This is a genomic window from Chelatococcus albus (assembly GCF_030067675.1).
GTDB classification, from domain to species: Bacteria; Pseudomonadota; Alphaproteobacteria; order Rhizobiales; family Beijerinckiaceae; genus Chelatococcus_A; species Chelatococcus_A albus.
The window spans coordinates 135,140-148,374 of record NZ_JASJEV010000003.1 but is presented as its reverse complement, the minus strand read 5'-3'; the positions used below and the strand labels follow the sequence as shown (position 1 = coordinate 148,374).

16 protein-coding genes and 1 riboswitch are annotated in these 13,235 nt (G+C 68.7%); of the genes, 7 read left to right on the top strand and 9 right to left on the bottom strand.

Annotated features, from left to right (window positions below; all coding sequences use genetic code 11):
* Positions 1-44: 44 nt before the first annotated feature.
* Positions 45-920 (bottom strand): cytochrome c oxidase subunit II, encoded by an 876-nt coding sequence (gene coxB / locus QNA08_RS06345; RefSeq protein ID WP_283739846.1) that lies wholly within the window; start codon positions 918-920, stop codon positions 45-47.
* A gap of 396 nt (positions 921-1,316) precedes the next feature.
* On the opposite strand from coxB, the gene QNA08_RS06340 reads away from it, so the two are divergent.
* The 7 genes from QNA08_RS06340 to gcvPB all read left to right on the top strand — a co-directional run bounded on the left by QNA08_RS06340 (position 1,317) and on the right by gcvPB (position 7,810).
* Positions 1,317-1,844, top strand: a complete 528-nt coding sequence (locus tag QNA08_RS06340) for an invasion associated locus B family protein (protein WP_283739845.1) — start codon at positions 1,317-1,319, stop codon at positions 1,842-1,844.
* Between the two features lie 28 nt (positions 1,845-1,872).
* Positions 1,873-2,493, top strand: coding sequence for a hypothetical protein (locus QNA08_RS06335; RefSeq protein WP_283739844.1), 621 nt, complete (start codon positions 1,873-1,875; stop codon positions 2,491-2,493).
* Positions 2,494-2,559: 66 nt separating this feature from the next.
* Positions 2,560-2,656: riboswitch (glycine riboswitch) on the top strand.
* A gap of 158 nt (positions 2,657-2,814) precedes the next feature.
* Positions 2,815-3,957, top strand: coding sequence for a glycine cleavage system aminomethyltransferase GcvT (gene gcvT, locus QNA08_RS06330; protein ID WP_283739843.1), 1,143 nt, complete (start codon positions 2,815-2,817; stop codon positions 3,955-3,957).
* Positions 3,958-3,983: 26 nt separating this feature from the next.
* Positions 3,984-4,358 (top strand): glycine cleavage system protein GcvH, encoded by a 375-nt coding sequence (gcvH, locus tag QNA08_RS06325; protein ID WP_283739842.1) that lies wholly within the window; start codon positions 3,984-3,986, stop codon positions 4,356-4,358.
* Between the two features lie 18 nt (positions 4,359-4,376).
* Positions 4,377-4,862, top strand: a complete 486-nt coding sequence (locus QNA08_RS06320; protein ID WP_283739841.1) for an OsmC family protein — start codon at positions 4,377-4,379, stop codon at positions 4,860-4,862.
* 33 nt (positions 4,863-4,895) lie between these two features.
* A complete protein-coding gene (gene gcvPA / locus QNA08_RS06315; protein ID WP_283739840.1) occupies positions 4,896-6,236 on the top strand; it encodes an aminomethyl-transferring glycine dehydrogenase subunit GcvPA in 1,341 nt (446 codons plus the stop codon).
* Entirely contained in the window at positions 6,236-7,810 is a 1,575-nt protein-coding gene (gene gcvPB, locus QNA08_RS06310; RefSeq protein ID WP_283739839.1) for an aminomethyl-transferring glycine dehydrogenase subunit GcvPB, read from the top strand. Before gcvPA ends, gcvPB begins: the two co-directional genes overlap by 1 nt.
* Positions 7,811-7,897: 87 nt before the next feature.
* Here gcvPB and QNA08_RS06305 read toward each other — a convergent pair whose 3' ends face one another.
* The 8 genes from QNA08_RS06305 to QNA08_RS06270 form a co-directional block, all read right to left on the bottom strand.
* On the bottom strand, positions 7,898-8,233 hold the full coding sequence (locus QNA08_RS06305; protein WP_283739838.1) for a porin: 336 nt from the start codon (positions 8,231-8,233) through the stop codon (positions 7,898-7,900).
* Between the two features lie 188 nt (positions 8,234-8,421).
* The gene (locus QNA08_RS06300; RefSeq protein ID WP_283739837.1) at positions 8,422-9,414 is read right to left on the bottom strand and encodes an MBL fold metallo-hydrolase; all 993 of its coding nucleotides are present in this window, start codon (positions 9,412-9,414) and stop codon (positions 8,422-8,424) included.
* Positions 9,415-9,534: 120 nt separating this feature from the next.
* Positions 9,535-10,212 (bottom strand): HAD family hydrolase, encoded by a 678-nt coding sequence (locus QNA08_RS06295; protein ID WP_283739836.1) that lies wholly within the window; start codon positions 10,210-10,212, stop codon positions 9,535-9,537.
* Between the two features lie 229 nt (positions 10,213-10,441).
* Positions 10,442-10,927 carry a F0F1 ATP synthase subunit B family protein gene (locus QNA08_RS06290; protein WP_283739835.1) on the bottom strand — a complete coding sequence of 162 codons (486 nt, stop codon included), beginning with the start codon at positions 10,925-10,927 and terminating at the stop codon, positions 10,442-10,444.
* Between the two features lie 10 nt (positions 10,928-10,937).
* Positions 10,938-11,480: a F0F1 ATP synthase subunit B gene (locus QNA08_RS06285; protein WP_283739834.1), complete on the bottom strand. Its 543-nt coding sequence runs from the start codon at positions 11,478-11,480 to the stop codon at positions 10,938-10,940.
* A 100-nt stretch (positions 11,481-11,580) separates the two neighbouring features.
* Positions 11,581-11,808 carry a F0F1 ATP synthase subunit C gene (locus tag QNA08_RS06280; protein WP_283739833.1) on the bottom strand — a complete coding sequence of 76 codons (228 nt, stop codon included), beginning with the start codon at positions 11,806-11,808 and terminating at the stop codon, positions 11,581-11,583.
* A gap of 63 nt (positions 11,809-11,871) precedes the next feature.
* Complete coding sequence (locus QNA08_RS06275) at positions 11,872-12,642, bottom strand: F0F1 ATP synthase subunit A (protein ID WP_283739832.1); 771 nt, start codon at positions 12,640-12,642, stop codon at positions 11,872-11,874.
* Between the two features lie 83 nt (positions 12,643-12,725).
* A complete protein-coding gene (locus QNA08_RS06270; RefSeq protein ID WP_283739831.1) occupies positions 12,726-13,097 on the bottom strand; it encodes an AtpZ/AtpI family protein in 372 nt (123 codons plus the stop codon).
* Between the last annotated feature and the right edge of the window lie 138 nt (positions 13,098-13,235).

The following is a 13,235-nucleotide window of genomic DNA, read 5'->3' as shown; positions in this document are numbered from 1 at the left end:
CTTTCCTGTCGGGCGTCTCGGACGCCCGGCGTATTCCGCGACGTTTAGTCCGCCAGGGCCGCGCGCGCGGCGACCTGTACGGGCGAGGTTTCGTTGGCGGCGAACTTCTTCTTCGCCTCCTCGAGCCACGCCGCATACTGCTGTTCGCTGACGATGCGGATGGCGATCGGCATGAAGGCGTGATTCTGGCCGCAGAGCTCGGAGCACTGGCCGTAGTAGATACCCTCGCGCTCGGCCTTGAACCACGTCTCGTTCAGGCGGCCGGGCACGGCGTCGACCTTGATGCCGAAGGAGGGCACGGCGAAGGCGTGGATGACGTCGGCGGAGGTCACCTGCACCTTCACGACCTTGTTCACCGGCAGCACCACCTCGTTGTCGGTGGCGAGCAGGCGCGGCTGGCCGGGCTTCAGCTGGCCTTCCGGCACCATGTTGGCGTCGAAGGCGAAGCCGCCGCCCTGATCCTGCGGATAGTCGTAAGACCAGTACCAGGAATGCCCGGTGGCCTTGATCGTGACGTCGGCCTTCGGCGGCACCAGCTGCAGCTTGAGGAGGCGGAAGGATGGCACGGCGATGACGACGAGGATCAGCACCGGCACGACGGTCCAGATCACCTCGATGAGGGAGTTGTGCGTCGTCTTCGAGGGCGTGGGGTTCGTCTTCTCGTTGAAGCGCACCATCACGTAGACGAGCAGCGCCAGCACGAAGGCGACGACCGCGCCGATGAGCCACAGGAGGCCGTTGTGGAACCAGCCGATGTACTGCGCGACCTCGGTCACCGGCGTCTGCAGGCCCATCTGCCATTCCGAGGGCTGGCCCGTGCCGGCGAGTGCCTGGTCCGCAAAAGCCGCCAACCCGCCGGTCAGCGCTGCCCCCGCCGCAAGCGCGGCGAGAGGCCGGAGACGAAGAAAATCGATCCGCATCGGTCGTCCGGAGCTCCCGTGATCGGCGGGGTACGGTTTAGGTTTGTTGCTTGCGCGCACCCGCCCCGACCGCCCCAAAAACGGAACGGCGGGCGGCACGCCCCCGCGCCACCTGCCATTGATGTAGGTCAAAGACCACAACACCGCGTTCGGTGCAACGGGAGTCGATCGTGGCTTTCGTGCGGCATAAACGCGCGAGAAAGTACCGGCGCCGCCCCGACCCGCGCCGCGCGGGCGGAACTTCGCCATACTCCGTTCCCATCCTTGACAGTGCGGGGCGAGCGTGATCCGAAACACGCCTTCGAGACATCGCGGGCTTGGGGTGGGTCGATTCGCGCGGGAAGCCCCTGCCGGGCCGGACGCGGTTCCACCGAAGAACGAAGGGACGAGGACCTCATGCAACGTCGCACATCGCCGATCGCCGCCGGGCGCCTCGCGGCCGCCCTGGCGCTCACGGCCGCCGGCCTTGTCGGCTGGAGTGCGCCGGCACGGGCGCAGGGGGTCGTCAAGAACACCTTCGGCGAGTGGCAGATGCGCTGCGAGACGCCTGCCGGCGCCAGGAACGAGCAATGCGCGCTCGTTCAGAACGTGGCGGCCGAGGACAAGCCCAACGTCACGCTGCTCGTCATCGTGCTGAAGACCGCCGACGGCAAGAGCCGGCTGCTGCGCGTCGTGGCGCCGCTCGGGGTGCTGCTGCCGGCCGGCCTCGGGCTCAAGATCGACCAGACGGATGTCGGCCGCGCCGGTTTCGTTCGCTGCATGAACACCGGCTGCGTCGCCGAGGTGGTCATGGACGAGACGCTCATCGGCCAGCTGAAGGGTGGCAAGCAGGCGACGTTCATCGTGTTCCAAACGCCGGAGGAGGGGATCGGCATTCCGGTCTCGCTCAGCGGCTTCGGCCAGGGGTTCGACGGCCTGCCGTAACCGGACGGGTCGAAACAGGGGTTCATCCATGGCTTTTTCGTCACGCACCGGTCTTGTGCGCGCCGCGCGCCTGGCGCCGGCACTCGGGCTCGCGCTCCTCCTTGCCGCCTGCGCCAGCGAGGGCGGGTCCAAGAAGGGTGATCCGGAGGAGGGGGCTGCCGCTCCCATGTTGCGCCGCATCTTCTCCGGCGGGGGGGATTCGGTCCTGCCGGTCAACCCGCAGCAGGACGAGTTCGATCAGGACTGCCCGATCGTCGACGTGTTCGAAGGCGGATCGGCGATCCGGGTGGGGGAAGGCGCGAGCCTGCGCCACCAGATCTCCATCGCCAACACGGCGCGCGAATGCGCCTCGGTGCCGGGCGGCGGCTACACCGTCAAGGTTGGCGTCGAGGGGCGCGCGCTTCTCGGCCCGACGGGCTCTCCAGGCACCTTCACGGCGCCGGTGCGGATCGCTCTCAAGAGCGGCGACCGTGTGATCGCATCGCGCTCGCGCACGGTGTCGGTGACGATTCCCGCCGGCCAGACGCAAGGCTCCTTTGTCGTGGTCGAGGAGGGGCTGATGGTGCCTCCGGGACAGAGCGACGTCACAGTCGAGGTCGGTCTCGGCCGTGGCCCGGCCGGTGAGGCGCCGCGCCGCCAGCGCCGATGAGCTGTTCAGTGGCGCCTCGGCGCGATTGACAGGGACGGCGCGGGCACTATTGAGTGTCCGCAGCCGTTGATCCCCGCGGGAGAGTGCGGACCGCCCCGATCGGTCCGCCGCCGAAGGCGCAACCGCCCCGGAAACGCTCAGGCCACAGGACCGCGCGGGAGCTGGCACTCTGGAAAGCGACGCAAGCCGCACGAGGCCCGCGTCCACCGAAGGGGGTAAGCGGCTTCCATCGGCCGCGAAATCTCTCAGGTCCCGGGACAGAGGGGGCGCGCTCACGAGCTTCACGGCTCGTCGGGGCGCGGCTCGACTCGGGAGGGACCCATGGCGCAGGAAGCCACCAGCGGCGCACCGCTGAAGACGACACCGCTGCATTCGCGCCACGTGGCGCTCGGCGCCCGCATGGTGCCCTTCGCGGGCTACGACATGCCCGTGCAGTATCCGAAGGGCATCATCGCCGAGCACGCGCATACGCGGGAGGCCGCAGGCCTCTTCGACGTCTCGCACATGGGGCAGGCCTTCCTCGTCGGCCCCGACCACGAGACGACGGCGCGCGCCCTCGAGGCGCTCGTGCCGGCCGACATCCTCAACCTCGGCCGCGGCAAGCAGCGCTACACCCAGCTTCTCAACAACCAGGGCGGCATTCTCGACGACCTGATGGTGACGCGGCCGGCCGATCCGGCCGAGGACGGCAGGCTCATGCTCGTCGTCAATGCGGCGTGCAAGGAGGCGGACTACCTCCACATCGCCGCGAACCTGCCGCGCGAGGTGCGCCTCGTGCGCGCCGACGATCGCGCCCTCCTCGCCCTGCAGGGCCCGAAGGCCGCGGCGGTGCTCGCGCGTCATGCGCCGGGCGTCGCTGCGATGAGCTTCATGACGGCAGCCGCGACGACGATCGCCGGCCTCGACGCCCATGTCTCGCGCTCCGGCTACACCGGCGAGGACGGCTACGAGATCTCGGTCGGGGCGGACAGGGCGGGTGCGCTGTGGGATCTGCTCGTGGCCGAGCCGGAGGTGGCGGCCATCGGCCTCGGCGCGCGCGACTCGCTGCGCCTGGAGGCGGGCCTGTGCCTCTATGGCCACGACATCAACCAGGAGACCTCGCCGGTCGAGGCGGCGCTCGTCTGGTCCATCCAGAAGCGGCGGCGCGAGGAAGGGGGCTTCCCCGGCCACCTCAGGATCAGGCAGGAGCTCACCGACGGCCCCATCCGCCTGCGCGTCGGCCTCCTGCCCGAGGGCCGTGCCCCGGCGCGCGAAGGCACGCAGATCACCGACGAGGACGGTGAGCTCGTCGGCGAGGTGACATCCGGCGGCTTCGGGCCGACCATCGGGCGCCCGATCGCCATGGGCTACGTGGTGTGCGACTTCGCCAAACCCGGGACCAAGCTCAATCTCGTCGTGCGCGGCAAGCCGCTGCCGGCGACCGTGGTCACGATGCCCTTCGTGCCCCATCGTTACAAGCGCTGAACCGACAAGACCGTCCGGAGAGGATCATGACCATCCGCTTTTCCAAGGATCACGAGTACGTCCGCGTCGAGGGCGACACCGCCGTCGTCGGCATCACGGACTACGCGCAGCAGCAGCTCGGCGACGTCGTCTACGTGGAGCTGCCGAGCGTCGGCAAGCGTGTCTCGCAGGGGGACGAGACGGCCGTCGTCGAGAGCGTCAAGGCCGCGAGCGAGGTCTATGCGCCGGTCTCGGGTGAGGTTGTCGCGGTCAATTCCGGCCTCGAGGACACGCCCGGCACGGTCAACGAGGACCCGCACGGCCAGGGCTGGTTCGTGAAGATCAAGCTCGCGAACGCGGCCGAACTCGACAGCCTGATGAGCGAGGCCGAGTATCAGGACTACCTGAAGTCCATTTCCTGAGCGACGGGCGAGGGACCGATGGCACACGAATACAAGGCGACCGTCCGCTGGATGCGGGAGAGCGGCGCGCCCTTCACGGACAACCGTTACAGCCGCGGACATGCGTGGCTCTTCGACGGCGGCGTCGAGGTGCCGGCCTCCTCCTCGCCCTCCGTGGTTCCCCTGCCGCTGTCGCGCGCCGATGCGGTCGATCCGGAGGAAGCCTTCGTGGCGGCGCTGTCGAGCTGCCACATGCTCTTCTTCCTCTCCTTCGCGGCCAAGCGGGGCTTCGTGGTGGACCGCTACGAGGACGCCGCCATCGGCGTGATGGGCAAGAACGGCGCCGGCAAGGTCGTCGTCACCCGCGTCACCCTCAGCCCGTCCATCGTCTTTTCCGGCGACAGGCGGCCGAGCCCGTCCGACATCGCCCATTTGCACCACGAGGCGCACGAGGCTTGTTTCATCGCCAATTCGGTGACGACCGAGGTGGTGATCGCCGAAATCCCGCCGATCTTCGCGTCCTAGGCTGCCTGAACGCCCACGGAGCTTCGCACACCCATGCGTTACCTGCCACTCTCCGATGCGGACCGGGGTGAGATGCTCGCCCGCATCGGCGTCTCCTCCATCGACGAGCTCTTCGCCGACATCCCGGCGAAGATGCGCATGGAGGCGCCCGCCGATCTGCCGCGCGCCCAGGGCGAGCTCGAGGTCGAGCGCATCCTCGGCCGCATGGCGGCGCGCAACATCGCCGCCTCCTCCGTGCCCTTCTTCGTCGGCGCCGGCGCCTACAAGCACCATGTGCCGGCGACCGTGGACCATCTCATCCAGCGCTCGGAATTTCTCACGAGCTACACGCCCTACCAGCCTGAGATCGCGCAGGGCACGCTGCAGTATCTCTTCGAGTTCCAGACCCAGGTGGCGCAGCTCACCGGCATGGACGTGGCGAATGCCTCCATGTACGACGGCTCCACCGGCACGGCCGAGGCCGTGCTGATGGCCCACCGCGTCACGCGCCGGCGCAAGGCCGTGCTCTCCGGGGGCCTGCATCCGCACTATGCCGAGGTGGTGCGCACGCTCTCCAGGCTTGCCGGCGACGAGGTCGTGACGCTTGCACCCGACGTCTCGGCGGGTGAGGATCTCCTCGCCGCGATCGATGACACGGTATCCTGCATCGTCGTGCAGACGCCGGACTTCTTCGGCAATCTGCGCGACCTCCGGGCGGTGGCCGAGAAGGCGCACGCCCATGGGGCGCTGCTGATCGCCGTCTTCACCGAGGTCGTCTCCCTTGGCCTCGTCACACCCCCGGGGGAGATGGGTGCGGACATCGTCGTGGGCGAAGGCCAGTCCATCGGCAATGCGCTCTCCTTCGGCGGGCCCTACGTCGGCCTCTTCGCCACGCGGCAGAAATACGTGCGCCAGATGCCCGGCCGCCTGTGCGGCGAGACGGTGGACGCCGAGGGCCGCCGCGGCTTCGTGCTGACGCTCTCCACGCGCGAGCAGCACATCCGCCGCGACAAGGCGACCTCGAACATCTGCACGAATTCGGGGCTGTGCTGCCTCGCCTTCACCATCCACATGACGTTGCTCGGCCAAACGGGGCTTGCGCGCCTTGCGCGGATCAACCACGCCAACGCCGTGAAACTCGCCGACAGGCTCGCCGCCGTGCCCGGCGTGACGGTTCTGAACGGGACTTTCTTCAACGAGTTCACGATGAAGCTGCCGAAGCCGGCCGCCGATGTCGTGGAGGCACTGGCGGGGAAGGGCGTGCTCGGCGGCGTGCCCGTCTCGCGTCTCCTGCCCGGAGCGGGGCTCGATGACCTCCTCGTCGTCGCCTCGACCGAAGTGAACACCGACGAGGATCGCGCTGCCTTCATTGAGGCGCTGAAGGAGGTGCTGTGATGCTGAACCGCCAGGGCCGCCCCACCCAGCCCGGCGCAGCCGGCGCCGAGGCGCACGAGACCTTCACCGGCAATCGCGCCCTTCAGCAGGAGGAGGCGCTGATCTTCGAGATCGGCCGCCTCGACGTCACGGGCGTCGACTTCGACGAGCCCGAGGCCTTCATGCCGCGGCTCGGCGGGCTCGAGCGCAAGGGCGACATCGGACTGCCCGGGCTCTCCGAGCCCGAGACCATGCGCCACTTCGTGCGCCTCAGCCAGAAGAACTACGGCATCGACACCGGCCTCTTCCCGCTCGGCTCGTGCACCATGAAGCACAATCCGCGCCTCAACGAGCGCATGGCGCGTCTGCCGGGCTTCGCCGACGTGCACCCGCTGCAACCGGTCTCGACGGTGCAGGGGGCGCTCGAGCTCATGGACGAGCTTGCCCACTGGTTGATCGAGCTCACCGGCATGTCGGCCGTCACCTTGTCGCCCAAGGCGGGTGCGCATGGCGAGCTCGCCGGCATGGCGGCGATCAAGGCGGCGATCGCCGCCAAGGGCGAGGGGGCGACGCGCAGGGTCGTGCTCGTGCCCGATTCGGCGCACGGCACGAATCCTGCGACCGCTGCCCTTCTCGGCTTCGAGGTGAAGGCGGTGCCGGCGCGCGAGGACGGCACGGTCGATCCGGCCGAGGTCGCCAGGCTCGTCGGCACCGACGTCGCCGCCATCATGCTGACGAACCCGAACACCTGCGGGCTCTTCGAGCGTGACGTGGTGGAGATCGCCCGCCTGATCCATGAGGCCGGCGCCTATTTCTATTGCGACGGGGCCAATTTCAACGCCATCGTCGGCAAGGCCCGGCCGGGGGACCTCGGCGTCGACGCCATGCACATCAACCTGCACAAGACCTTCTCGACGCCGCACGGCGGCGGCGGACCGGGGGCCGGGCCGGTGGTGCTGTCGGACCGGCTGGCGGCCTTCGCGCCGCTGCCCTTCGTGCGCAAGGCCGGCACCGTGCTCGAGCTTGTCGAGAACGGGAACCGGACGGAGGTGACGCCCTTCGGTCGCGTCACCGCCTTCCACGGCCAGATGGGCATGTTCGTGCGCGCCTTGTCCTACATGCTGTCGCACGGCACCGACGGGCTGCGCCAGGCGTCGGAGGACGCGGTGCTGAACGCCAACTACGTCCGCGCCGGCCTCGCCGACCTGCTGTCGCAACCCTCGGGCAATCGCCCCTGCATGCACGAGGTGCTGTTCGACGATGGCTGGCTGAAGGGCACGGGTGTGACCACGCTCGACGTGGCGAAGGCCATGATCGACGAGGGCTACCACCCCATGACCATGTATTTCCCGCTCGTCGTGCACGGGGCCATGCTCATCGAGCCGACCGAGTCGGAGTCGAAGGCCTCGCTCGACCTCTTCATTGCTGCCATGCGTGATCTCGCCATGGCGGCCAAGCGCGGCGATACGGCCCGCTTCACCGGCGCGCCCTATCATGCCCCGCGCCGGCGCCTCGACGAGACGCGCGCCGCGCGCCAGCCGGTACTGCGCTGGACGCCGCCGCCTCCCGAAGCGCCGGCCGAGGCCGCGGAATAGCGTTGCTCGTGGAAGCGCCCCGTTGCGGGGCGCTTCTCCCCTGCATCGACGGACAGTTCGCGACGGCGGGCGTGCCGGCCGGACGGCTCAGCGCCCGCCCTGCCTGCCGCGCACGCTGACGACGGCGCGCAGGGGGCCATATTCGGTCGGCGTCCGGGCATCGAGATCGAGGCGGCCCTCGGCGCCGAGCGCCGTGGCATCGCTGCGGCCCGCCTTGCCGCGCGCCACGGTATCGGCACGCAGGCGCCCGCCCAGGCGTACGCAGGTGCCGGTGCTCGGTACGAAGACGAAACCCTGGCCATAGTCGGCGCAGGGCTGTACCGCCCCAGGTCGAGGGCGGGCATCGCCCGGCGAGGCGGGGACGGGCGCAACGCCGATGAGGAGGGCCGTGCCCACGAGCCAGAGCACCCGCACGCCGATCATTTCCGCCCCTTCTGCCGGCCGGTCAGGCCCTGCCGGGCGCCGACCGCTGGACGGCATGAGGGCCGCGGACTGCGGCGGGAGCAAGGCACCCACCGCCTTGTGATGCCACATCGGAGATCCCGACGGGGCCGGGCCGTCGGGAGAACTGATGGGGCGGTGGGCTGGCGTTCTCCCCGCGCTTCGGCCTGTCAGAGGACCATCTGCAGGGGAGCCGGATGGAAGACATAGCCCTCCCCGGCCTTGGCGACGTGGCCCAGGCCCGGGAAGGGGAAATGATAGGACAGGACGGGGAGGCGGTCCTTCGCCGCCATGTCGAGGATCCGCAGACGGGTCTCCACGGCTTGTTTCGGATCGGTATCGAAGGCGAACTGCAGCTGCGGCTTCTGCAACAGAAGAACCGGGTGATGCGCCACGTCGCCGGTGACGAGCAGGGACCGGTCGTCCGACGTGATCACATAGGTCGTGTGGCCGACCGTATGGCCGGGGGCGGACAAGGCAACCACGCCGGGCACCACCTCCCTGCCGTCCGCGACAAAGGCCAGGCGATCGCGCACGGGCAGGAGGTGCTTGCGGGTGCCGGCGACGAAGTCCTTGATCGGGCCGCCGGCCGAAAGCTTGCCCTCGTCGGTCCAGAAATCGAAATCGGCCTTGGACAGATGGACCTGCGCATTGGGGAAATTCGGCTTGCCGACCTCTCCCATGATTGCCCAGCAGTGGTCGGGATGGGCGTGGGTGAGAATGATCGCGTCGATCTGGGCAGGGTCGATGCCGGCCGCCATGAGATTGGCGAGGAGCCGGCCGGTGTTCGGGCCGAAGGCCGATCCCAACCCCGTGCCGGTGTCGAAGAGGATGAGCTGGCGGCCCGTGTTGAGCACCAGCGCGTTCTGCTCGATGGTCAGGCTCCCGGGCAGGAAGTTGTCGGTGAGGAGCCTCGCGAGGTCGTCCTTGGAACTGCCGAGGAAGTAGGTGCTCGGGTCGCCGAGCGGCAGCGGCCCGTCCGAGACGACGGTGGCCTCGAACTCGCCGATCCTGAAGCGGTACCAGGCGGCGACCTGGGTGCCCTGGAGGGGCGCAGCCGCATGGACAGGCAGCGGCGCGATGCCAAGGCTCGGCGCAAGAACGGCCGCGGCGCCGCCGCCGACGAAGGCACGGCGGGACGGATGGAGATCGGTGAGGGACATCGTTGTTCTCCGGATGGCGCAACGAGACAGGCGCCATATCTGGGAAGGGGACGGTCGGCGGGGAAGGGGCCCGATGCAGCCCCAACCTGCGCAGACCGAGGGGATGCGCGCCCGACCTCGTCAGGTGCTCGCCGGCCCTCCCGCCGTCAGCAAGGCAATGGCGGCCGGCAAGGCCGACATCGACGGGATGACGGTCGTGGCGCCAGCCGCCATGAGACGTTCGGCATGGCCGGGCGTACTGTGTCCCCTGCCGATGAAGCCGATGACCGGCATGCCGGCCGCGACGCCGGTGCGGACGCCCGAGGGCGAATCCTCGACGACGATGCAATCGCCCGGTGCGTGGTCCATGCGCCGGGCGGCGAAGAGGAAGAGGTCGGGTGCCGGCTTGCCGTGCTCGACCTGCTCGGCGCCGAACACGGCCCCGTCGAAATGCGGCGCGAGGCCCGTGACCTCCAGCGTCAGGGCCAGGCGCGCAAGGGATGAGGACGAAGCGACGCAACGCGGATGGGACAGGGCTTCGAGCGCCTGGGCGACGCCCGGGATGGGCGCGAGCTCGGCGCGGAAGCGTTCGGCCAGCACGGCCCAGACGCGCGCCTCGATGTCAGCCGGCAGGGTGACGCTGTGCTCCGCCTCGAGGGTCCGGATCTGGTCGCGATAGCTCTTGCCCACGAACCTCGAATTGATCTCCGCCGGCGTGATGGGGATGCCGTGGGCGGTTAGCACCTCGGCGTCCACGGCGCAGGCGAGCGGCTCCGAGTCGATGAGCACCCCGTCACAGTCGAAGATGATGAGAGGCATTCTGAGCTCCGGCGACAACTGATGCGAAGGGGCTCTGCCGCGGTCGCTGTCGCGCTGACGCCAGCGGTATCCGGGGCGGCGGTCTTATAACCGACGAGGAGGCGTCGTTCCTCCGGTCCGGCAATATGCGACAGCAGGAGCGACCGTCGCCGAGCGGTGCGCCTGACATGAAAACGGCCGCCCGAGGGCGGCCGTCCTGTCCGTTTCGCTGAAGCAGAAGGGCGTCGGCTCAATTAAGCTTGCCCTTCACCTCGGTGAGGCTCCTGGCCAGCAGACTTTCTGCAGCCTTGCCCTGCACGCTTTCGCGCAGGACCGCCTCGGCGGCGCGCACGGCGGCTTCCGCGGCGGCGGCCCGCACCTCTGCGGTGGCCTGGATCTCGGCCTGAGCGATGCGTTCTTCGGCAGCCGCGGTGCGGCGGGTGATGAAGTCACGCATCTTCTCGTGCGCCTCCTGGGCGATCCGCTCCGCCTCTTCCTTGGCGCTCGCGACGATCGCGGCAGCCTCGGACTCCGCGGCGGCGCGCTTGGCCTCGAACTCCTTGCGAAGCGCCTCTGCCTCGGCGCGAAGCTGCCGTGCTTCGGCCAGCTCCTTCTCGATCAGCGCCGCGCGCTTGTCGAGCGCTTTGCCGACGGTGTGGTGCGCGCCGGCGCGCCACACGAAGTAAAGGAAGATGACGAGAGCGACGGCGACCCAGAAGGTGGTATTGGCCAGCATCACACTCTCCTCAGCGCCGAACCGCATCGACGGCGGCCGCAACCTTCGCGTCCGCAGGAGCCTCGCCGGTCAGCCGCTCGACGATTGCGGTCGCCGCCTCGATGGCGATGCCACGCACGCTGCTCATCGCCTTGGCCTTGCCTTCGGCGATGACCGCCTCTGCAGCCGCGAGCTTCTCGGCGAGCTCGGCCTCAAGCGCCTGACGCTTGAGGGCCGCTTCGGCCGCGGCCCTGTCGCGCGTTTCGTGAACGAGCGTCTGGGCCCGGGCCTTGGCCTCGCTCAGTGCCTTCTCGTAGGCCGCGCCGGCGGCTTCCGCGTCGGTCTTGGCCTTGGCGGCCGCCTCGAGGTCGCCCGAGATGCGCGCCTGACGATCCGCCAGGATGCCGGACAGCCGGGGCACGATCACCTTCGCCATCAGCAGGTAGAGGACGCCAAAGCTGATGGCGAGCCACAGAAGCTGAGAGCCGAACGTGTTGACGTCGAACGGCGGAAAGCTGGCGCCCTCGTGCTCGATGCCCGGCACATTGGCTTGGGCTGTGACTGGTGTGGCCATTGCTCGTTTCTCTGTTGGAAGGGCGTTTCGGCGCCCTTCACGCCGTCACGCGCGGCCGAACCGAACGAGGTTCCGCCCGGCCGCTGTCCAAGGCCGCTTCTTATGCGACGAAGAGCAGGACGAGCGCAACGACCAGCGAGAAGATGCCGAGACCTTCCGCGAGCGCGGCGCCGATGAAGGTGCGGCCGAACTGGGCGTCCGCCGCCGACGGGTTGCGCAGCGCGCCGGAGAGGTAGTTGCCGAAGATGTTACCGACGCCCATGGCAGCAAGGCCCATGCCAAGGCAGGCGAGGCCGGCGCCGATGTACTTCGCAGCAACGGGATCCATGGAAGGTCTCCTTAGAGGGATGGATAGTCTAGGCTCGGGTTCAGTCTACCGACGTGCTGGCGATCAATGTCCAGGGTGCAGCGCGTCGTGCAGATAGATGCAGGTCAGGATCGTGAAGACGTAGGCCTGGAGAGCCGCCACGAGGAACTCGAGCGCCGTCAGGCCGACGGCCATGGCGAGCGGCAAGGTGGCCCCGGCGACGCCCAGGATGCCGGTCACGCCGCCGGAGGCGGCAAGCGCGCCGAGCGACACGATGAAGCCTGCGAAGACCTTCAGCGCGATGTGGCCGGCGAGCATGTTGGCGAAGAGACGCAGCGACAGCGAGATCGGCCGCGACAGGAAGGAGACGACCTCGATCACGATCATGAACGGCAGGAGCCAGAACGGCACGCCCGACGGCACGAAGAGGCCGAGGAAGTGGAAGCCGTGCTTCACGAAGCCGGCAACGATCACCGTACCGATGACGAGGAGGGCGAGAGAGGCCGTGACGATGACGTGGCTCGTGACCGTGAAGAAGCCGGGCACGAGGCCGAGCAGGTTACACGTGAGCACGAAGGTAAAGAGCGAGAAGACGAGCGGGAAGAACTGCATCGCATCGTGACCCGCGGCCTCCCGCAGCGTCTTGGCGACGAATTCGTAGAGGACCTCGGCACCGGCCTGGAAGCGGCCGGGCACTAGCGAACGCCTGGCAGTCGCGGCCGTCAGGCCGATGGTGATGAGCGCCACGGCGCCGACCATGAAGAGAGCCGAGTTCGTGAAGGCGATCTCGGTGCCGCCAATCTTGCCGAGCGGCACCAGGGTCTTGATCTCGAACTGCTCGATCGGGTTCGCCATAGCGGACCTTCGCCTCGTCTTGCGCCCAACGCCCCGGAAGGCTCGCCGACCCGCGGGGCATCCAATGTCGTTTGCCGCCTCGCTCAGCCCTTCTGCCCCCGTCCCGGGAATGCTCCCGAAGCCCTGGCCAGATTGAGCAAGCCCGCGCCGAAACCGAGCACGAGGCAGATGATCAGCCCCCACGGCGCCGAGCCGAACACCTTGTCGACGATCAGTCCGAGGGCTCCCCCGGCGATGACGCCCGACACGAATTCGGCCGACAGCCGGAAGGCCTGGCCGAGCGCGCCTTGGTTGGACATCGGGTGCGAGGCCTTGTCCGCGTCATCCGATCGGCCGCTCCCGGTCGCCCGGTCCAGTCGATCATCGAGCTGCTTCAACCTCGCCGACAGGTCGGCTTGGCTCCGCTCGGCCGGCTTTTCGTCCGATCTCTCGGTCCGCTCGTCCGGATGCGCCATGGCGACCCCCTCGCGGAAGAGAAATGCCTTTGAAATCCCGGCCTTGAAGCCGGGCGCACCATATTAATGCGCCCAACCCCTGTCAAGGATCGGCCGGAATTCATCAAGTATTTGGAATATATGTATATTCTGTTTCGG